Origin of the sequence: Pseudarthrobacter naphthalenicus (assembly GCF_029076445.1) — a bacterium.
In the GTDB taxonomy this organism is placed as follows: Bacteria; Actinomycetota; Actinomycetes; order Actinomycetales; family Micrococcaceae; genus Arthrobacter; species Arthrobacter naphthalenicus.
The window spans coordinates 50,993-70,485 of record NZ_JARESG010000021.1; the positions used below are offsets into that span (position 1 = coordinate 50,993).

At 64.9% G+C, this 19,493-nt stretch carries 21 protein-coding genes; 8 read left to right on the forward strand and 13 right to left on the reverse strand.

Features of this window, described 5'->3' with window-relative positions:
• Positions 1 to 340: 340 nt before the first annotated feature.
• The gene (locus PY310_RS17540; RefSeq protein ID WP_275215746.1) at positions 341 to 610 is read right to left on the reverse strand and encodes a hypothetical protein; all 270 of its coding nucleotides are present in this window, start codon (positions 608 to 610) and stop codon (positions 341 to 343) included.
• A gap of 745 nt (positions 611 to 1,355) precedes the next feature.
• Between PY310_RS17540 and PY310_RS21680 the strand changes: the two genes are divergently transcribed.
• Positions 1,356 to 1,835, forward strand: a complete 480-nt coding sequence (locus PY310_RS21680) for an MBL fold metallo-hydrolase (RefSeq protein WP_419095517.1) — start codon at positions 1,356 to 1,358, stop codon at positions 1,833 to 1,835.
• Here PY310_RS21680 and PY310_RS17550 read toward each other — a convergent pair.
• Both PY310_RS17550 and PY310_RS17555 read right to left on the reverse strand, forming a co-directional pair.
• Positions 1,726 to 2,016 (reverse strand): hypothetical protein, encoded by a 291-nt coding sequence (locus PY310_RS17550; protein WP_275215748.1) that lies wholly within the window; start codon positions 2,014 to 2,016, stop codon positions 1,726 to 1,728. The two genes, PY310_RS21680 and PY310_RS17550, sit on opposite strands and share 110 nt — an antisense overlap.
• Positions 2,017 to 2,963: 947 nt before the next feature.
• Positions 2,964 to 3,734 carry an SDR family NAD(P)-dependent oxidoreductase gene (locus tag PY310_RS17555; RefSeq protein WP_275215769.1) on the reverse strand — a complete coding sequence of 257 codons (771 nt, stop codon included), beginning with the start codon at positions 3,732 to 3,734 and terminating at the stop codon, positions 2,964 to 2,966.
• A 333-nt stretch (positions 3,735 to 4,067) separates the two neighbouring features.
• On the opposite strand from PY310_RS17555, the gene PY310_RS17560 reads away from it, so the two are divergent.
• Both PY310_RS17560 and PY310_RS17565 read left to right on the forward strand, forming a co-directional pair.
• Positions 4,068 to 4,457 carry a hypothetical protein gene (locus tag PY310_RS17560; protein WP_275215749.1) on the forward strand — a complete coding sequence of 130 codons (390 nt, stop codon included), beginning with the start codon at positions 4,068 to 4,070 and terminating at the stop codon, positions 4,455 to 4,457.
• Between the two features lie 207 nt (positions 4,458 to 4,664).
• The gene (locus PY310_RS17565; protein ID WP_275215750.1) at positions 4,665 to 4,928 is read left to right on the forward strand and encodes a hypothetical protein; all 264 of its coding nucleotides are present in this window, start codon (positions 4,665 to 4,667) and stop codon (positions 4,926 to 4,928) included.
• A 128-nt stretch (positions 4,929 to 5,056) separates the two neighbouring features.
• On the opposite strand, the gene PY310_RS17570 is transcribed toward PY310_RS17565, so the two are convergent.
• Together PY310_RS17570 and PY310_RS17575 are read right to left on the reverse strand one after the other, a co-directional pair.
• Positions 5,057 to 5,404: a cytoplasmic protein gene (locus PY310_RS17570; RefSeq protein ID WP_275215751.1), complete on the reverse strand. Its 348-nt coding sequence runs from the start codon at positions 5,402 to 5,404 to the stop codon at positions 5,057 to 5,059.
• 627 nt (positions 5,405 to 6,031) lie between these two features.
• The gene (locus tag PY310_RS17575) at positions 6,032 to 7,111 is read right to left on the reverse strand and encodes a hypothetical protein (protein WP_275215752.1); all 1,080 of its coding nucleotides are present in this window, start codon (positions 7,109 to 7,111) and stop codon (positions 6,032 to 6,034) included.
• Positions 7,112 to 7,186: 75 nt separating this feature from the next.
• On the opposite strand from PY310_RS17575, the gene PY310_RS17580 reads away from it, so the two are divergent.
• The 3 genes from PY310_RS17580 (at position 7,187) to PY310_RS17590 (ending at position 10,310) form a co-directional block, all read left to right on the forward strand.
• Positions 7,187 to 8,623 carry a phenylacetate--CoA ligase family protein gene (locus tag PY310_RS17580; protein WP_275215753.1) on the forward strand — a complete coding sequence of 479 codons (1,437 nt, stop codon included), beginning with the start codon at positions 7,187 to 7,189 and terminating at the stop codon, positions 8,621 to 8,623.
• 335 nt (positions 8,624 to 8,958) lie between these two features.
• On the forward strand, positions 8,959 to 10,152 hold the full coding sequence (locus PY310_RS17585; RefSeq protein WP_275215754.1) for a glycosyltransferase family 2 protein: 1,194 nt from the start codon (positions 8,959 to 8,961) through the stop codon (positions 10,150 to 10,152).
• Positions 10,153 to 10,163: 11 nt separating this feature from the next.
• On the forward strand, positions 10,164 to 10,310 hold the full coding sequence (locus tag PY310_RS17590) for an LPXTG cell wall anchor domain-containing protein (protein ID WP_275215755.1): 147 nt from the start codon (positions 10,164 to 10,166) through the stop codon (positions 10,308 to 10,310).
• Between the two features lie 12 nt (positions 10,311 to 10,322).
• Here PY310_RS17590 and PY310_RS17595 read toward each other — a convergent pair whose 3' ends face one another.
• From PY310_RS17595 to PY310_RS17610, 4 genes are all read right to left on the reverse strand, one after another.
• A complete protein-coding gene (locus PY310_RS17595) occupies positions 10,323 to 11,540 on the reverse strand; it encodes a glycosyl hydrolase (protein ID WP_275215756.1) in 1,218 nt (405 codons plus the stop codon).
• A gap of 257 nt (positions 11,541 to 11,797) precedes the next feature.
• Entirely contained in the window at positions 11,798 to 12,367 is a 570-nt protein-coding gene (locus PY310_RS17600) for a dihydrofolate reductase family protein (protein ID WP_275215757.1), read from the reverse strand.
• Positions 12,368 to 12,515: 148 nt separating this feature from the next.
• The gene (locus PY310_RS17605; RefSeq protein ID WP_275215758.1) at positions 12,516 to 13,112 is read right to left on the reverse strand and encodes a hypothetical protein; all 597 of its coding nucleotides are present in this window, start codon (positions 13,110 to 13,112) and stop codon (positions 12,516 to 12,518) included.
• A gap of 31 nt (positions 13,113 to 13,143) precedes the next feature.
• Positions 13,144 to 14,496, reverse strand: coding sequence for an alpha/beta fold hydrolase (locus tag PY310_RS17610; protein WP_275215759.1), 1,353 nt, complete (start codon positions 14,494 to 14,496; stop codon positions 13,144 to 13,146).
• A gap of 102 nt (positions 14,497 to 14,598) precedes the next feature.
• Here PY310_RS17610 and PY310_RS17615 point away from each other — a divergent pair, with 102 nt between their 5' ends.
• The gene (locus PY310_RS17615; RefSeq protein ID WP_275215760.1) at positions 14,599 to 15,552 is read left to right on the forward strand and encodes a GlxA family transcriptional regulator; all 954 of its coding nucleotides are present in this window, start codon (positions 14,599 to 14,601) and stop codon (positions 15,550 to 15,552) included.
• A gap of 52 nt (positions 15,553 to 15,604) precedes the next feature.
• Here the strand turns inward: PY310_RS17615 and PY310_RS17620 are convergent, their stop codons facing one another.
• From PY310_RS17620 to PY310_RS17630, 3 genes are all read right to left on the reverse strand, one after another.
• The gene (locus PY310_RS17620; RefSeq protein ID WP_275215761.1) at positions 15,605 to 16,243 is read right to left on the reverse strand and encodes a TMEM175 family protein; all 639 of its coding nucleotides are present in this window, start codon (positions 16,241 to 16,243) and stop codon (positions 15,605 to 15,607) included.
• Complete coding sequence (locus PY310_RS17625; protein ID WP_275215762.1) at positions 16,224 to 16,802, reverse strand: hypothetical protein; 579 nt, start codon at positions 16,800 to 16,802, stop codon at positions 16,224 to 16,226. Before PY310_RS17625 ends, PY310_RS17620 begins: the two co-directional genes overlap by 20 nt.
• A gap of 119 nt (positions 16,803 to 16,921) precedes the next feature.
• Complete coding sequence (locus PY310_RS17630) at positions 16,922 to 17,449, reverse strand: hemerythrin domain-containing protein (RefSeq protein ID WP_275215763.1); 528 nt, start codon at positions 17,447 to 17,449, stop codon at positions 16,922 to 16,924.
• A 137-nt stretch (positions 17,450 to 17,586) separates the two neighbouring features.
• Here PY310_RS17630 and PY310_RS17635 point away from each other — a divergent pair, with 137 nt between their 5' ends.
• On the forward strand, positions 17,587 to 18,414 hold the full coding sequence (locus PY310_RS17635) for a VOC family protein (protein ID WP_275215764.1): 828 nt from the start codon (positions 17,587 to 17,589) through the stop codon (positions 18,412 to 18,414).
• A 52-nt stretch (positions 18,415 to 18,466) separates the two neighbouring features.
• Here PY310_RS17635 and PY310_RS17640 read toward each other — a convergent pair whose 3' ends face one another.
• Positions 18,467 to 19,315, reverse strand: coding sequence for an SDR family oxidoreductase (locus PY310_RS17640; RefSeq protein WP_275215765.1), 849 nt, complete (start codon positions 19,313 to 19,315; stop codon positions 18,467 to 18,469).
• Positions 19,316 to 19,493: the final 178 nt, after the last annotated feature.

A 19,493-nucleotide genomic window follows, 5' to 3' on the forward strand; every position in this document is an offset into this window, starting at 1 on the left:
CTTCGTCTTCTGAACCTCTGGCCATCCTGAATGAGCGGCCCTATCTGCTGATGCATGGGAGCCCGGGCAAAGATCGTCTCCACGTTGGCACACATTCGGTCAACGGATCCGCAGCGGATGCCGGCGGAGCGATCAGCGCCAAAGCTGCGAGTGCTGCCGTCAACGTGGCGGCGGTTAAGTAGTGGGGAGTTTCGGGCGCACAGCATTTACCCCCCTTGGTTACTGAACGGAAATGCCGCCCTGGCCTGCGGCTCAAGGTCGTGGGCGCGGCCTGCATGCTCTCAGGGGACTCGTCCTTTTCTCCAGTGACTAGATAAATCGTTCAGAGGATTTTGCAGAATCACAAGTGTGGTTGCACGCTGAGCACAATGGTGTTGGGTTCGTTTGGATCGGGGCTGGCGACGTTCAGGATGTAGTCATACGCACCGTCATTTCCCGTGGCCTCACAGACAGTCGTGTTACCGATGGCGTCGCCCCGCCGCTGGCAGTTCCTTTCAATCTTCATCTCAAAGCCGACCCCGGAGATCACTGACTTGAGTTCATCCAGGGAGGTCTCTTTGCCTGCATCCCAGCGCTTGGAGATGCTGGGCACGGATTGGGGCTCATGCACAGGAAGCGCTCCGGCCGGACAATTTCCGACTCCTGCTTCCAGTCGGCAGGAATGGCGAAGCGATCGACCCGGGCGACAAAATCCGCAGTAACCCTGTCTTCAGTAGCCCGGACAATATAGAGCGCAGTCGTAACGGCGAGCACCAGGGCGATGACAATGGTGATGATTGCTGTTTTTTGCTTCACTGTGTTCCCCCAGAGCCATCAGTGCAGGCACCGCCGCCGGACAGCCGGCGTGGTAATGACTGCATCGTATGCTCATGTCTGCACTTTGTCTGCGTCAATGTCCTACCCTGCCGGGCGACGTCGGCACTGAGGATTTCCGCCGGGGGTGATCTCCATCGCTGTCGGTTTCTGGGGCGGCAGTGCCGCCATGGCATTGACCTCGGTGAGCGCCATGCTCGGGCCCCGCTCGCTTCTCCTGGCTGGCCGTCCCGGTCGGCTTCGCTGCGCATTGCAGCGTCACGACCGGATGCAACGAGTTGGTCATTTTTACTTCGTTTGATCGGTAACCACTCCGGGACCGGGCGGGGGTGCCCTGAACGGGTGCTGCTTCCGGAGGAGCGTGCCCGGATTCAAGGTGCCATCGCGCTCCTCAGCCAAGACCCACGGCCGCCCAAAGCAATTGCCTTGAGCTGCCGTCGCTCCGTCTGCGGCGCAATTTCGGCAAAACGGGGAAAACGCACTGCAGCTAACTGGGCAACACGAAGGGCCACATCAGCCTGCTGCAGGAGGATGATGGAATCCTGTTTGTCGGGGATGCGGTAGCCACCGTGACAGGGACTTTGACCCGTGCACCTTCGGCGTTCACCGCGGACGCTGACGAAGCTGAACTTTCGCTGCGCAAACTCAGCGAACTGCATCCAGCCAGGATGCTTTTCGCTCACGGGCCCGGGATCCTGGACCCGGTCTCCCAGCTTCTAGAACTACTAGCCACAAACGGGGAGGGAATCGTCGCCACCCTTTGTGCCGGGGCCAGTCGTTGCCGGCGGCGCGGTACTCGATCAGCTCAGCGAGTCGGCGGCCCGAGCGGGCAGCGTTGTCGGCCTCTCAGGTGGCCGGTACTCCCAGCCCGGGACGATGTTCAAGGCATCCCGGTGGGCGGGGGAAGGGCACCTACTGCGGCGTCCTGCCGGCGGCGGTGCAGCCAAGCACCCAGTGCCTTTTCCGCGGTGCCTGCCCGCCCGTTGTTGGCGGTCGGCCCTCCGCCTTGTGGAACGCGATGATGTCATCGAGGTTCCGCTGGCCGGCGGAGGTCTTGCGGGTGACAGCTCGCAGCGCAGCCTTGCGGGCGTCACGGAGAGTGGGGTCGTCCCGACCGGCCAGGTGAAGGCGATACCTGACGGTGCTCGACGGCGCGCCGGTATCGAGAGCGATTTTCGATGATGGGATGCCCTGCCGGTACATATGAACCCACTCCGGGTAGGATGCGCGGCGTTTGGCGGTAGTAATGGGGAGAAAGCCTATCGGGCCGACAGTGGGCCAGCCTCACCCAGGAAGGCCGGGCGATTCGGAAGCGGCGGAGTAGAAGGGGCCAGCGATGGCTGGGGGTGGTGCGACGACCATAGATCGCGCCACTCACCGCCGGCCCCGCTTCACACATTAGGCGAGCTCACTTGCGGCGTACATTGGGCGCGGTACCTGTTTAGAGGGTTAGGGGCTACCCGCTCCCGGCCGGGCGGCTCAGGTGAGGCCGAGGGAGGCTTCCAGGAGGACGACTTCGAGTCCAGTGGCTGACCCGGAGGGCCTATCGCGCTCCGGAAACATCCCCCATTCGTTCAACGCTGCCTGAGAGCAGGATCTTGATGGCAATAACGAGGTATTGGCGTTCGACCGGGCAACCAAACAACCTCAAACGCCTCTGGCCTGGGGGGCAGGGGTTCCCGGGGAGAGGCCTGTAGGCGGAAGAAGCGGCGGTTCGACTGCGTGTAGATCCAGAATCGTGATCTCGGCTTCGTCCATGGAAGGGAACCCAGACTCAGCGAGGATTTTATTGAAGCCCTCACTGGCGAAGCGTGTCCTCATCAGATCCTCGGACTCCCATACGCCGATCAGATAGAGTGAGCCGTCGCCTAGCGCGCAATGATGCCGCAGTTCTCCAGGCGGTCCGCCAGCATCCATGATCACTTTATGTGCCCGATCATACGCTCGAGTCAATTCTTCGACGTCCCCACGAAAACGGGCGATTAGGAGTACTGGCATATGTGCCTCCGGTCTGACATTCTTGTCCCTTAAAGCGTAGCTGCGTACATCGCCTCGATCGAGTGAGTGTGTCAACCATCCCTGGCCCCGGTAGGGCGGATATGTCTGGTCCAGTTCCAGACACCGAGCTCCCGTAGTGAAGGCGTGCGGCCTCAACCGCTGACCTTGAACGCCGGTGTTCCTGCGAGCCGGCCACCGTCGACGGTAAGCACGGTCCCGGTGACGAACGAGGACTGGTCTGAGCACAGCCAGAGGGCTGCGGCGGCAACATCGCCGGGAACACCGATCCGGCCCAGCGGTACGGTCGCGGCAACCCCGTCCTGGGCCGCCTGCCCTGCAGCGGCGAGCCGGTCGGTAAGTATCGGTCCGGGAGCAATCGCATTCACCCGGATTCCCTGGGCGGCGTAGTCCAGGGCCGCCACGCGGGTGAGGCCACCGACCCCGAACTTGCTCGCAGTGTACCCGGTGAGGCCGGCGACGCCCTGCTCTCCAGCGGTGGATGACATGTTCACAATCGCTGCACCGGTTCCGGTCTCAAGCATGAGTTCGATTTCGTACTTCAGGCACAGGAAGACTCCGCGCAGGTTCACGGCGATGGCCCCGTCGAAGTCTTCAACCGTCCACTCGCCTAACGGTGCCGGCGGCCGGCCGCCGCCCGCGGCGTTATTCACCGCGGCATCCAGACGTCCGCACCGCTCACGAATTTCCGCCAGAAGAGCCTTCACAGAAGCCTCGTCCCTGACGTCAGCGGGGACGGCCGTGGCCTGGAGCCCGTCCGACTTCAGGACCTGCACCTGGCGCGACAAAGCATCCTGATCCCGCGCGGTTAGAACAACGTGTGCACCGGCGCGTGCCAAGGCGTCCGCGATGGCTGCCCCGATGCCCCGGCTCGCCCCAGTAACCAGGGCGACCTTCCCAAACATCACTGGGTGGGCTCCGGATCCGGCATGGTCTGCTCCTTATTCCGGGACTCGCACCGGCCCTGGCGAGATGCCTTTGCTACCGCTCAGGCGTCGGCGCCGGCCTGGGGTGAATGGCTCCGCAGGTCCGCCGGTGAGGGCTGTCACCGCGGCGCGCAGCCGGGGCTCATCCGTTGTGGTGTCCATGGCGCCAGTCTAGAAGCAAATGACCGAGTGCGAACACCCCGCATTGGCGCCGCATGAATACTCCACGGAGAAACGAACCGTCATTCGTCGTAGGCTCACCAGAGTTGCCAGCCCCCGGGCACTCTAAGCTCAGGGGTAAGGGGGATGACGATGTCTGATGCAGGGCGCCGGCGGGCTGGAACCATCGCGTGGGTCCTGCTTGTCCTCGCCTCGATGGCCATGATCGGCTACGGGATCTGGCGTGCCGGCTGGCATATCTGGCTGCCCGTGCCAGCCGATCAGGAACAGGTCTGGATCGGCAATCGCTTCATCTTCGCCGGCTGCGCACTGTCCATCACGTCCGCAGTCTGGTCGGGTGCGCGGGAGAACCGCCTCTGGGTGACCATCTGTGTCGGGCTGCCGGGGGCTCTCGTGGGATGGGCGACACTGGATAACCCCTACGACCTGAAGCGGTACGTGGCCGCCGTCGTGGCCTACCCAATGGCCTTGGGCGGGGTCGCTGAGGTCATCAGGGTGCGCGGCCGCCGACAAACGAACTGATCAGCAGCACTGGCACAACCCCTGCGACCTCAAGGCAAAATGCGGACCGTTGACAGCCTGGTCAGCGTGGGAGTAATACAGCTTTGGACGGCTCAGTCCGGGTCGCCGCAGGCAAATTGTGTACGCGCCCCCAACGATCAAGGGCTGCAGCGTTCGACCCAAGGACCGTCCGGAGCACATGGCGCGGCACGCTTCAAAGGAGAAGCCATGGCTGTTTCAATCATCCTTCACCGGGTCGCCGACTACGACGCATGGCGCAAGGTCTATGACTCGGTGAGTGACATGCAGAACGACGGCGGGGTCAGCCAGGCATCCGTGTACCGGATGGCCGATGATCCGAACAATGTCCTCGTGATCCACCATTTCGACAATGTAGAAACCGCGAAGGCATTCTTCGGCCGGAAGGACCTCAAGGAAGCCATGCAGCGGGGCGGTGTTCAGGGCGAACCGCGCATCGAAATCTTCGAGTAGCCGCCGGATTTCTACGAGCACACCGGCTTAAGCCCACCGGAACGTCAATCCCTAGTCCTGAAAGCTGGCGTTCCGGGTCGTTGCCGTGCGGTAGGCGAGGAAGACAACTGGCATGACCGAGGAGCGAACTAGGAGGGTGTCGGTCCCAAGTGTTCTGTCGCACCATCGGGAGACGGTCGGGATTCTTTGAGTTCGATGAAGAACGTGTGGGTGTCAGTCGCCCCGATGTTTTCTCCGGAGTGCTGCTGTGCGGGCACCCAGCGCGCGACTCCGGCAGGTAGCTCCACCTCCATTGAATTCCCGTTGGACGAGATCCGGCGGCGGAAAGAACTAAGCGTGATCATCACGCTGTCGGGGTGGTTGTGTTCGGTTGTCGCGTGCCCGGGGGAGTCGACATACTCGAGCACGCGTACACGTTCATTTTCAAAGGCCACCCGATAATTAGCCGGGTTGGTCTGGACCGGATCCTTTGCCATGGACGGAATATACGCCTTGGCAGCATCGAGGACCAGAGACTTCGGGGCGCCTTTTTGTCCGGGCCCGCCATCCCCGATAGAAAGACCCCCGTGAAGAAGAGTATGTTCGCCCATCTAACGACATCGGGGCCGACGTGATGGCGGCACAGAATGTGCAACATCTTGCCGGGCCAGCAGTGGCCACCGCAGTGCTGACCTTGGGGTTGCTGTTTCGGCGCTCTTACCTGCGCTGGGGTGCCACAGCTGACGAAGTAGAAGGCGAGATGCCCGGGGCGCCGACCGCATCCATCCGGAGTGGCAGGACATTAAATTAGGCGACCGTTTCCACTTGGATCCGGCTGCTTCCGCAGACCTTGAGGTAGGCCGCGTGGATACCGGCCGCGCCCTCGTCCTGCGCGTTCCGCCCGATTTCCCTCCCGGACCGTTCGACTTCACATGGGCATTCGTACTCCGACAGCAGGCTTCTGCAATACTTCTGGCACTGTTGGCCCGTCATCGTCCGTGCGGAGGACCGGCGCAGCGTCGGGAGACCCACCCTCGCGGATCAGGGTGACGGCCCGTTCGGTGTGGTCGACCGGGGCGCCCCCCGGGATGCCATGCTCGCCGCGGTGGAGGGCGCCGGCGGTGCTAGCGCCGGTGCGGCAGGCCTGCCGTAGACCCCCCTTTGAGCGTGAGTATGGCCAGACCCAGCATCTCGAGCCCGGTCCAGGCGAGCGTCCCGCCCCAAATCTCGGGGGAGAAGCTGAGGGCCCCGTCGTGCAGCGCCACGCCGGCGAAGTACGCGGCCCAGAACACGACGGGGGAGAGCGCCGCAGCGGTCATGATTCTTCCGTGGCGGCCCGGAGCCGGGCGGACCACGGCCCACACCAATCCCACTAGCACGGAACCGACGAGGGCTGCCGGCACCAGCCAAGCGTCCCGCATCGCCACCATAAGCTGCATCGCCACGGAGGGGACGAATGCCATGGCCGCGGGCACTGCCGCGTTTAGGTGCCAGCGCAGCGACAGCAACAGGACGGGCACGAAGAGCACGACCGTTGAGACAAAGAAGGATCCCAGGGCAACCAAGATGCCCGACGACGTCGGAGCGGCCACCGCGGACTGTCCGGCCGGCCCGGCGTAAGTCTGAACGAGCCCGTGGCGCGCGAAGACAGCGAATTCCTGCAGGATGAACGCCGCGACCATGCCGGAAAGCATCGCGCTCACGAAGGCCGGAACCAGCTGTGACCGCGAGCGCACTGGTGCATGCCATGCGGCGGAAAACGGGGCGCTGAGGATCAGGAATCCGCCCGCAGCGAGTCCCAGATGGGACGGGCTGAACAGCGCTTTGAGGTTCTGCTCAATGCCGAACACCGAATGCCAGGCAAAGTCGGCCGCCCCGGAGGCCAGGAAGAGCACGACGCCTGCCGCCGCCGGTCCGTAGCCGGCCGGGATCGCTTCCGTCCACCGCGCACCCGGTGAGTGCCGGCGCCATGTCAGGGCCGCGAGCCAGAGGGCGCAGACAGCAAAGCCCGAGTAGAGGACCGCGTGCCAAGGTGTGAAGAAGGTCTCAAGGTCATGGAGGTTGTTGTGGGCCCAACCGTCCACATAGGTCCCGGCGAGGAGCCATACCCCGGCGGCGAGGGTGATGGTGTCTTCAGGGACCGTCGTGGGACGGTGGACTGGTACCGGCGGAATGGCCAAGGCGTTAGCTGCTGCGGCGTCCATGGTTCCACAGTATGACTCGCCGCCTTTCGGGGCGAGTCTCTGTTCTGGCAGGAGTATCCATTCCTAGAATCGACCATGGGAACACCACGAGGAGATGTGCTCCGGGACCGTCGGGGCGATGCGCTGCGGGTGTGGTGGGACGCGTATCGCACGCACCGACGCGGCAGAGAGGCCATCCGTACCAGGCAGCGGGAGCGTCTGGCGGACCTGGTGGCGTTTGCCCGCGAGCATTCGGCCTATTACCGGGAACTGTACCGGGGGCTGCCTGAACGGGTTGAGGCCGTCACTGTTTTGCCGGTGACGGATAAGCCCACGTTGATGGCCCACTTCGATCAGGTGCTTACGGACCCCGCGGTCACCCGTGCAGCGGTTGAGGAGTTCGTGGCGGACCCAGCCCGGATCGGGGAGCGGTTCGCGGGGAAGTACTTGGTGGCCACCACCGCCGGAACCACTGGAACCCGGGGTTTGTTCGTGCTCGATGACCGGTATTGGGCAGTAACTTCGGGGCTGATTGCGCGGTTGGCCACTGGTTGGCTATCGGTGCGTCAGCTGGTGCGGCTACTGTCCTCAAGGGCCAATGTTGCGATGGTGGTAGCCACAGGCGGGCACTTCCTGTCCGTGGCTGCGAGTACCCGGGAGATGCGGGAAAAGCCCCGGCGCCACCGCCAGCTGCGGATTCTTTCGGTCCATCGCCCCCTGCCCGGCTTGGTGGCCGAACTAAACGCTATCCGCCCGGTGGTGCTTGGCGCCTATGGAAGTGCGCTGCGCCTGCTGGCCAGCGAGCAGGAAGCAGGACGGCTGCGGGTTAGCCCGTTGTTGGTGCTGAGCACTGCTGAGGGCCTGCCGCCGGACGAACGGGTTCGCCTTGAGCGTGCCTTTGCGGCGCCGGTGCGGGAAGTATATGGCTGCACCGAGTCCGGCTATGCCGCCTCCGGTTGCACCGAGGGCTGGTTGCACCTTCTCGAGGACTGGGTGATTCTTGAACCCGTCGATGCCGACCGCCGACCCGTGCCGCCGGGGGTGGTCTCACACACCGTACTTCTGACGAACCTGGCCAACCGCGTCCTACCGATCCTGCGCTATGACGTCGGGGACAGGGTCTTAGTGAAGCCGGTCCCGTGCGTATGCGGTAATCCGGCGCCCGCTTTGCGCGTGGAAGGACGGTCCTCCGATGTGCTCGTCTTTCCCATGGCGGACGGCCAGGGCACGGTCGCAGTACCCCCGCTGGCGCTGGCCACCGTCCTCGACGGGACCCCCGGGGTGGAGCTGTTCCAGATAGTCCAGACTGCTCCTGCCCATCTTTCCGTCCGCCTGCGCCCAGAATTGGGCGCGGACGCCGAGCAGGTGCGGGCAGCGGTCCAACAGGGGATCACTGACCTGCTTACCGGCCTCGGTCTGGGCCACGTCGCCGTGGAGCCAAGCTCAGAGACCCCGCAACAGACTGGGGGCGGCAAATACCGCACAATCATCCCTCTAGCGCCCACAAGCCGTCCGACGCCCCCGTCATCGTGACGTCCCGGGAGCTCGGCACCGGCGGAAGGGCTCAACCCCCAGGTTCCCGGCGTGGCCGGTCAGGAGGTAGCTCCCGGGCCGGTCCTGCGAGGCGAAACTCCGAGGGTTCGCCCTGGCCGCGCGACCCGTGGGCAACATTTTTGTGCATACGCGCAGGTCAGAGCCCAATCGACCAAATCAGCTGACTAAGTAATATTCAGCTGTCGCTTCCTTGAGCAAGACTTGATGTCAATTTATTCAACCTTGATGGGCAGCCGGGTCTAATTCTGAGATAGGGGCTATTAGCTGGGTTTGCAGGTCCCTCCGGGACATTGCCAAGTCCAGAAGGAGGCTCCATGTCCACGTCCGCCGCCCTGCCGTTGGTAGTTGATGCAAGGGACCGCCGGAGCGTCCGAGCCGCCGGGGAGGTCACGTCGCCAGCCCCAGCGCCGGGGAAGACAACCACCGCCGCTTCCGGGCTGCGGATGGTGGTCCTGGTTCCGGCGTATAACGAGGCCGGATCAATCGGGGCAACGCTTGACGGCCTGATGATCCAAGTCCGGCCGGCGGATCTGATCGTGGTGGTGCCGAACGGTTGCACGGATGAGACGGCCCGCGAAGCGCGCAAATATCCGGTCACAGTGATGGAGCTGCCCCGTCTGGAACACCGCAAGTCCGAGGCGCTGAACCGCGCCTGGGCAGAGTACGCCTATGACGCGGATATCGTCGTCTGCCTGGACGCCGATACGGTGTTGCCGCCGAACGCGCTGGCGGCCTGGGATCGCGAATTCGCTGATGAATCAGGGACGATCCTGGGAGGTTCTTCCTCGAAGTTCACCATGCAGGACCCCGGCCTACTCAGCCGGCTGCAAAAGGCCGAGTTCGCGACCTGGACCGACACCGCGCTGCGCCTGGGCCGGACGAGCGTGCTGGCTGGAACCGGCTGCGCCATCAACAACGAGGTCCTGAGGCGCATCGCCGCCCGAGAGGACCGGGACGGCCCCTGGGTATATACCTCCCAGGTTGAAGACTTTGAGCTGACCTACCGAATCCGGGAGCTTGGGTACGTCTGCCAGGTTTCACCGGACGTGCGGGCCTACACCGATTCCATGAAGTCCCTCAAGGCCCTCTGGGGTCAGCGGATGAAATGGCAGGTCGGCACCGTCGAGGATCTGCTCGCCCTGGGGTTCAACCGCCTGACGCTGCGCGACTGGGCCCAGCAGGCCATGGGCCTGTTAGGCGTCTTCCTCAAACTTCTGTGGATCATCGTCATCGTCCTCTCCATAACTCTCGGGGCTTTCCAAGTCGTTCTGTTCTGGTGGCTCGTGCCCATCCTGTTTGTGGCACTGGACATCAAACGGGCACTGCGGATACCGCACCGCGACTGGAAAGACATCCTGATTGCGGCGACCTTCTTCCCGCAGGAAATTTTCATGTGGCTGCGCTCGGGATGGTTCATTGCCTCCTGGTGGGCAGTACTAATCACCAAGATCACCCGGCGGCGCATCGACCGCTGGGAAGCGCAATACACAGCAGAGGAAATCAACTAACTATGTACGGAATGAACACCGCCATCCCCGCGTCCGGCGCCGCCCTGGCCTACACCGGCCTCAACATCGGCGCAGGCCTGCTGACAGCCCTCGGGATTCTGCTGATCGGCGCAGCAATGATCGCACTCGTCCGCCGAAACCCCGCCGCGCGGCCCTAACCGGTCCCGCAGCTAGGACGCCCGGCGCGCCGCCAGCCCGGACTTGAAGGCTGCCGCCGAGGCGTCACTGCTGTTAATGCGCCAGTCAGCTTCCTTCTGCATATGGAACCAAACGAAACCCATCACGTCCGGCTGCGCGGCCAGATACGAGATCAGATCCGTGTTCCATGCGGCCTTTGATCCGCCAGCTTCACTGGAGGCTGTCTCGGCGATCAGAATCGGAGTCCCCGGCGCGAGTGACCTCAACTGGGCGATTCCGGGTGCGAACAGATCCTGCGGTGAAATCCAGCCACTCCACGACGCGGACGTACCCCAGTTGTACCCATCCAGCGCGACGACGTCCACGTATCCGGCGCCCGGGAAAAGGCCGGACAAATCTGTGGAACCCCAATAGGGAACATTGGGGCTCCATACCCAGGACACATTGGATGCGCCGGTGGCAGCGACGACGTCGTGCACGTGGCGCCAGGCCTGAACATAGTCGCCCGCCGCGTTGCCATTAACTCCTTCTGCCCAGGGGTACCAGTCGCCGTTCATCTCATGCGCGAAGCGCAACTGCAGCGGATGACCCCAGGCGGCCAGCGCCTGCCCCCACTGGGTGATGCGCGCATCAAAGTCCCCGGCCGTGATCCTGTCGAGCGCATAAGCCGGCTGGTCCAGCCCCCCGCCCCAGGCCCACGGCTCCCACGTCACCAGGGGCACGGCACCACGGGCCCGTGCCGCGTCCATCTCAGCGATGGGCGGTGCCTGGAGAAAATCCTTGTAGAAGAGAATGCTGGACGGGCTTTCGCCGGCAACCCGGGACACATCATCGAGCTCGCCACTGGCCAGGGGCCCGCCGCTGGTGGCGACCCCGAAACGCAGGCCGGCCGTGCTGACGGGCGGAAGCGCCGCCGGTGCGGCCGCGGTCACGGTAAAGACGGAGGAAGCCTGAACGGATGAAGTCTTCGCAGTAATCGTCAGCTTTCCCGTCGCTGCTGCCGGGACGGTGATCGATGTGCTGAACGAACCGTTTGACGCTGTCCGGAAGGCGAACGTCGTCGAGCCTGCGATGACGGTTCCCGAGGTCGAGACCTTGAACCCGGTGCCGCTGACGGTGACAGCGGATCCGGCCGGCCCGGAGGCAGGGCTAAGCAGAACCTGGGCGGTTGCCGGTGCTGCCTGCACCGGCTGTACCCCGGTCAGCGTCAAGCCGGCGCAGACGGCAAGGGCAGCGGTAAGAATTTTCACAAACTTGAACACAGCGATCGGTCCCCGCAATCGTCAAGGCCGCCAATTCAGGACAGCCATCAGCTTGTGCCAGCAGGCACTTCCCTGATCCTAAAGTGCCCCGGATCCTAAAACCTCAAGAATCGCTCAAGAATATTCACGGCCGCACAACGAATGGCACTCCAGAAAGCCCCCACCGGACACTTCGGAACAGGAAGCCGCCGAGAGCACCCCCTAGGCCCCGAGGTTTCGGTTCCTCGCAGGCTCAAAGACGGCGATCAGGACGCCGGCAGCAGTCGTGGTGCTCTCGATAAGTCGCAGCGCGAGGTACGCAGTCTCCGGGAACACCGCCGGCCGGTGCCGAGCACCAGCGGGTGGATCATCAGCAAGTACTCGTCGACCAGGTCTGCAGCCATCAAGGCGGCGAGCAGCTCCCCGCTGCCCATGATCGCCAGAACGCCGTCGGATTCCGCCTTCAGCCTGCCCACGGCGACGGCGACATCGCCTCGCAGCAGCGTTGAGTTGGGCCACGGGAGCGGTTCGGTGAGCGTGGTCGATGCGACGTACTTGGACGCCTTGTTGAGCAGAGGGCCGAAAGGGCTGTTGGGTTGTTGGTTCCAGTAGCTGAGCAGGTCCTCATAGGTACGTCGTCCGAACAGCCATCCGGCCAAGCCGCCCCCGGCCGCCATCCTTTCGCCCATAGCGTTGGCCTCCGCGTCGCCGGGCGTTGCGGAGCGGCTGGCCCAGCCACCATGGATGAATCCGCCCCGGGTGTCCTCGTCCGGCCTCCCGGGCCCCTGCATCACCCCGTCCAGCGTCACGTGGTTCATCACGACGATTCTTCCCATTGCGGCCTCCTTGACCTGCCGTCGGGAGCTATTGTGGCGGAATTGCCGCGCCCTTGAAATGCCAAAATCAGGGCGGCCACCGAGGCCTCGGGCGCCCCTTGTCCGGAATGTCCCGGCGCGGGTATCCCGGGCGCCCGCCGGGCGTGGATCAGTCCAGAACGTCTGCCATGTCGTCAAGGACAAGGTAGTCGCCGTCGGCCTGCTGGAACCCGAACGCTTCCCAGTAACGGCGCAGGGCAGCCTTGGCCGCGTCGTGCTCGGGCGTGCCCTCCTCGGGGACCCCTTCGGCGGGGGCGGGGGCGGCCTGCAGGATGACCTGGACGGTTGAACGGCCGATGGTGCCGAGGATCGCCTTCAGGACCGCGTGGCCGAGCTTGTTGCCGCGGAACCTCGGTTCGATCCACAGTGAGGAAACGATCAGCAGGTCCCCGCCCAGGACCATGTCCTCGATAAGGTCCGGGCGCTTGAGGGTGAGCATCTCACCGACGCCGGCCACTTCCGGGTTGCCGGCGTCCAGGGTCAGGAACAGATCGATGATGCCCGGGTCCGGAACCAGGTACAGACGGGCTTCTCCGACAGTGACCTCCGTGCCGTCCGCGCCGTCGTCATCCTCGTCCCAGACGGTCCCCTTGGCGGTGACGGACCAGGTCACGGGGTAGTCCTCCGGGTCGTGGTGCACGCCGGGAACACCGCGGAACCGGCAGCTGTAGTCGAACGTCAGATACTCGGGAACAAGGCCGGCCATGGGACTCCTTAGAGAGGGTGCTGGGGCTAGCCTACGGCCTGAGCGGGCCGGCAGTCTGCACGGCAGCGACGACGTCGAGGATGCCGCGGATTGTCGCAGCCGCGCCCTGCTGATCCGTGATCAATGAGGTGTGCGTTGCCCCGTCGATGATCCGGTGCCGGCTGTTCGTCGAGAGTGAGGCAAGGGCTTCCTGCGATGCAGCCCAGCCGGGCTGGCTGCCGGTGCCTGCGGTCAGGACGACCAGCGGTTTATCACTGAAGTTCCTCAGCCCGGCAGCTTGCTGCGCCGACGAGCCTGCGCGAATGTACTCGTCGGCTGTGCCTTTGAGGTGGCCGGGCGTGGCCCCAAGCAACCGGCCCGCCCCGAGACGCCCTGCAATGGAAGCCAGCGCGGAGGCACGTTTCATCGTGTCCTCGGACCCCTGGCTCGTGCCGTGCCCTGATGCCGGGTCGGACGCCGGTGCGGTGGAGTCCACCAGGACCAGCCCGGCCACATCTTCGGGATATCGGGCAGCGAATGCGAGTGCGTAGAGGCCGCCGAAGGAATGTCCAGCCAGCACATACGGTCCCGGGACATTCCCGCGCTCCAGCAACGTGCGGAGGTCAGCGGCTGTCTGCGCACCATCCTGGATGGTGCCTGCCGGATCGCTCCACCCGCGGCCTGCCCTGTCGTAGACACACACCCTGGTCTCGCGTGCAACAGCGGGCGCTATCCAACCAAGGTCAGCGGACATCATTCCGGCCCCCGGTTCGATCACAACGGTGGGATTGCCTGATCCGGTGCAGTTCAGGTACAGGCGGTGACCGCCGACGTCGATCAGCTGCCCCTGCGGCGGAGAAACCGCCTTGCTCGCTGCTTGCTGCAGGGTTTCGAAGCCCGCGCCCAGGGAAGACATGACGAGCATTGCGATCACCAGGTAAAGCAGGACGATTCCGCCCCGGCTACGAAGCTGCCGCCGGGCTTGGAATGCCATCCATACCGCCAGCGCCAGCAGTGCGGGCGGCCCCGCCCAGGTGAACACATCCTGTGCCGGGGCACCGAAAGCCAGCAGAAGGATACCGCCCAGGCCCATAAAGAGCGCCGGAACCAGAACCCACTTTTGCGGCCGGGAAGTGAACAGGGCCGACAGCACAACCAGCATGACCCATCCGAGCCCAAGTCCCACCAGAATGCCGCCTGCCATTCCGGTTTCGGTGGCCGGTATGAACGGGGCGAAGGCCAGGAGCAGGGCCGCGAGGACGCCCGTGGCCAGTGAGGCGGCCACGAGCCAGCCCAGGTGTTCCCTGGGCGCCGGACCAGCCTCTGGCGGGCGGGCCGCGCCTTTTGCCGGGTGGTCCGGGGGAGTGGGAACCGTCTCTGCCTGCCGTGCCGGAAAGGTTGTCATGCAACCAATGGTGGCACTCGCGCGCACCGAAAATGCATGGCAAAAATGCCCGGCATGGAAAGGATCCTGCCCGGACGGCTGCTTCGTGAGTACAGTGGCCCTATGCACCGAGTCGTCGCGCTGGCGCTGCCGGAGGTGGTCGCGTTCGACCTTGCCATCCCCGCGCAGGTTTTCGGCCATGAGGATGAGCGGGGCCGGTACTCCTTCCGGATCTGTGCGGCCCGGCCCGGCCTGGTGCCGACGACCTCCGGGTTCTCCATCCAGGCGACGAATGGCCTGGAAGCGATCCTGTCTGCGGATACCGTGGTGGTGCCCGGCTACGAACCGCTCAATGATCCGCCCGCCGAAGTCTGCGAGGCACTCCGGCAGGCAGCGGACAACGGAGTCCGTGTTGTGTCCGTGTGTACCGGTGCTTTCGCCCTGGCCGCTGCGGGCCTGCTGGATGGCAAACGCGCCACCACCCACTGGAGAAACGCCGAGCGCCTCCAAACCCTGTACCCGGAAGTCACCGTCGATGCGGACGTCCTGTACCTAGACCACGGCAACGTCAGCACCAGCGCCGGGGTGGCCGCGGGCATTGACCTCTGCCTGCATCTGGTCCGAAAGGACTTTGGAACTGAGGCAGCCAACAGCATTGCCCGGCGGATGGTGGTGGCGCCTCACCGGGAAGGTGGCCAGGTCCAGTTCATGGAGCGTGCAGTCGCCGCGCCGCTGGCCCTCTTCGCGGACACCTGTGCGTGGGCCCGGCGGCACCTTGCCGAGCCGCTCACAGTGGACGGGATGGCTCAACATGCCGGCTGGGCCCCCAGGAGCTTCGCCCGGAAATTCACGGCCGAAGCAGGAATGACACCTCTGACGTGGCTGAACGATCAGCGCCTGGCGGAAGCATCCCGGCTCCTGGAAACCACCGGCCTGACGGTGCAGGCTGTGGCGGCAAGGACCGGCCTGGGAACAACCGCGAACTTCCGGATGCACTTCGCCCGCAAGTTCAAGACAACGCCGTCAAGCTACCGCCGCCTCTACCAAGGCAGGAACAGGAAGGCGGCTTCAGCCTAGGCATCCCCGCGCCGAGGAAAGCAGCCCGGGTCGAGGCATGCGGGCGGCAGAGCTAACTGCGTTCACCCTGGGCGCGGTTATCCCCGGCCTGGTCAGCAACGCCGTCGTCCTGGTGCGCCCGGGTGACGAAATGCTCAACCCGGCGGTCCGGCACCAGCCAGATCAGCGCCACCACGGTGTAAACGGCGATTCCGAGCAACGGTTGGACAATTCCGGTGGCAATGCCGGCGATGTAGATCAGCGGCGAAGCCTTGCCCTTCCAGTCCCTGCCGACGGCCTGGGCGAGGGCGCCGTCCCTGCCCTGCTGGCGGATCAGTGCCTGTTGCAGGATGTAGTAGGCGATGGAGGCGCAGAGCAGATTGAGGCCGTAGATCAGGACCGGAACCTGCACGAAGGAGGATTCATCCATCCAGCGGGTGCTGAAGGGGAAAAGCGAGAGCCAGAACAACAGGTGCAGGTTGGCCCACAGGATGGCACCGTTGACCCTCCCGGCCAGTTGGATCATGTGGTGGTGGTTGTTCCAGTAAATTCCCACGTATACGAAACTGAGCAGGTAACTGAGGAAAGTGGGCATGACAGCGGCAAATCCATGCCACGTCGGTTCCTCGGGCGTGTGCAGTTCCAGCACCATGATGGTGATAATGATGGCAAGCACGCCATCGCTGAACGCCTCAAGCCGGGTCTTGTTCATGGGGTCCTTCCTTCAAGACGGCACTGTGAACAATGTCCTGGCGGCGCCTGATGAGGGCCATGGAACCGTAAGCTGCGGCAAGGACAACCATGCTGCCCAGCCAGCCGGCCCCCAGGAACAGCTGGCTCATCCTGTCACTGTCCTCAAAAGGCGTCAGGGACTGCCCGGCGACCACTACCCCTCCCGGCGCCTGCCGCGCCACCACCGCCATCCGGAGTCCCGGCTCCGGCTGCCACGTGACGGTGTCGGATCCCAGACTTCTGGCCGTCTCCAGCACGCCCGCAGGAATGACGGGTAGTTCCCCGTGCAGGGCCACTGTGCTGGACGTGGGCTTATTGTCCGTCCCGAAGACCATGACGAAGACCCCGCTATCGGCCGTCAGTTCCAGGGGCGGCACTGCCGTTGGTCCGGACCCCGGCTGCTGGACCCGTACAGCCGCTGCCGCTGCCGGTGCCGCATTGACTGCCCTCCGGCCGAACTGCTGAAAGGTGACATAGATGCTGCCAAAGATGAGCGTGACGATAATGACTGACGCCAGCCACACGATGATCCGTTGCATGGGACTATCATCCGCCCGAACCGCCGGCCTGCCCATGCAAGCCCGGCGGACCGCCTGGCGGAACCGGCAGGTCAATGAACCGGGCCAGTCACTGACGCATAACGACGGCGGCCCGCAAGTTAACCAGGGTGGTGGCCCGCGCCGTGCGCCTCCGGGTGGTGGCCGGCAGTGCCGCCGACCAACTCATGCAACCCCTCCACTGCCTCGGCTAGGGACATGTCCGGGGAAGCGGCAATAAAAGGCATCAGGAGGCCGTTTTCCTTCTCCAGGTGCACCGCAAACAAACGCTGGATGATGGCGCCCGCCACTGCCGCAGCAAGGCCGGTGGACGTCCGCAGTTCCTCCACAAGACTGACGATCACCCGGTGCTCGGCCAGCATCCCCTCGACCAGCAGCCTCCCCTCCGGGGTGGCGCGCGGCCCGCCGTACAAGGGACCTTCTTCGGCCAACGCATGCGGAACAAGCTCGTTCTCACACCAATCCAAGAGCTTCGCGCGGGCAACGCCCTCGGTAGCGGCATCCCTGGCCTCAACGGCCGCCATCAGCGCAGCTACCAGCCCGGTGAGCTGCTTCAGCATCGCAGCATGATGGCGCTCGACTGCCTGGAGCGCGTGTGCTTCGGCGGCCTCGTCCTTGCCTTCTTCCATGGTCCCTGACTCCTGACTGCTGACTCCTGCGCGTTCCTCAACTGTGCGCCGCCGCCCAGACCGACGGGAGAGTCATTAGGCCCTCCCGCCCGGGGTGCCGGGCTCGCTAGGCTTTTCGCCATGGACGGGAGCCAGTCATGACCGCACGGACCTACCCGCACGGTGTCCCCTGTTGGATCGATACCGAGCAGCCCGACGTCGAGGCCGCCGTCGAGTTCTACGGTGGACTTTTCGGCTGGACCTTCCGGGACGTCATGCCGCCGGGAGCCCCCGGGCGCTACCTGATCGGCACACTCGACGGCCAGGACGTCTGCGGGATGGGCGGCGCCCAGGGGGCTGCCGCAAGGTGGAATACCTACGTGTCCGTTGACGATGCGGATGCGGCGGTGATGCGGTTGGCCGACGCCGGCGCCAGGGTGAGCGCGGCGGCCGCCGATGCGGGGGAGGGCGGCCGAAGTGCGGCGCTGATCGATCCCGGCGGCGCCGAGTTCCGCATTTGGCAAGCCAGGCGGCGTCTGGGGGCACAAGTTGTCAACCAGCCAGGCAGCTGGAATTTCAGCGATCTGCACACTCCGGACCCGGACGGAGCGGTTGCCTTCTATGAGCAGGCTTTCGGTTGGGAAGTGGACCACGTCGGCTTCGGGCTGATGATCCGCAGGCCCGGCTATGGGGATCATTTGGAGGCCACAGCTGATCCGGACATCCGGGCAAGGCAGTCAGGGCTGGACGCCCCGCCCGGCTTCGAGGACGCAATCGCCTGGATCGCAGGTGCGGCCCCCGGCGAACCGCCGCACTGGCATGTCTCATTCACCGTAGCCGACCGCGACCGGACGGTGGCTGAAGCCGAGCTGCTTGGCGCCACCGTTGCGGGCCAGAGCGACAATGAATGGACGCGGACGGCACTGATCCGGGATCCTCAAGGCGCGGAGTTCACTGCCAGCCAGTTCACGCCGCCGTCGGAATAACTGATCCCGCACAACGGCAGGCCCGGCAGTGGCGGATTCCCCGATCGCCCGGTCAGTCCTTGCCCTGAGTGCCAAGTACGGTGATGTCCAGCGGCATACGGTTGGCGCGGCGGAGGCGCCCCGCCAGGACGTTGCGCAGCCCGCGCGTTACCAGGGTCCGGGTGGTGAGGGACCGGAACTCGGCGGCGTCCGCGGTGACGAGGTCCAGGAGCGGGCGCGCGGCGTCGTCGGGTGTCTGCCCCCATAGGCCGACGACGACCTGCAGGCCGCCCAGGCGGTCCTCATAGCCGGGCTGGGACGTGACCCGCCCGAGCAGGTCCGTCATCACCAGGCCAGGGTTCATGCCGTGTACCCGCACCCCGGTGCCCCGGGTTTCACGCCGCAGCGTCTCGGTGAACTGGCGGACCCACCGTTTGCTGGACGCGTAAGCATTCTGCAGCGCCACCGGCCCGTGGTCGCCCTGGCCATAAACGTTAACGAGGTCGCCGTGGCCTTGGTCGAGGAACACCGGCAACGCCACCCGTGAGCCGTGGAAGGTGCCGAGGATGTTGGTGCGCACCACTCGTGCGAAGTCATCGGCCGGGGTGCCGGCCGTGGGCCCGAAGACACCGGAGGTTCCGGCGTTGTTGACCCAGATGTCGAGTGTCCCGCGGTTCCTTGCCTCGTCACGCAGATCCTCGACGTCGGCCAGGTCACCGACGTCGCAGCGACGTCCGGACACCGCGATCCCCTCCGCATCCAACCGCTCGACGGCGGCCGCCACGCCGGCCTCCGACCTGGCCGCCAAAACCACCGTTGCACCCTGCCGCCCCAGAAGCCGCGCCATCGCAAACCCCAGACCGCGGCTGGAGCCGGTCACCACTGCCACACGTCCATGGAGGTCATTTCTCTTCGAACTCATGCCTCTCTCATACGCGCCGCGGCGTGGGAGGGCAAGAGCGCCGGTGACGGTCTAGGAGCCTGCTGAATTAGTCGTGGGGTGGGCGCGTCGGCTGGACTCGTGGGCCTGGTGGTTAAGACTGGTCTTATGCAGGGACGCGAGGATGCGCAACGCGGGTATTTGGATGTGGAGGCGCTGG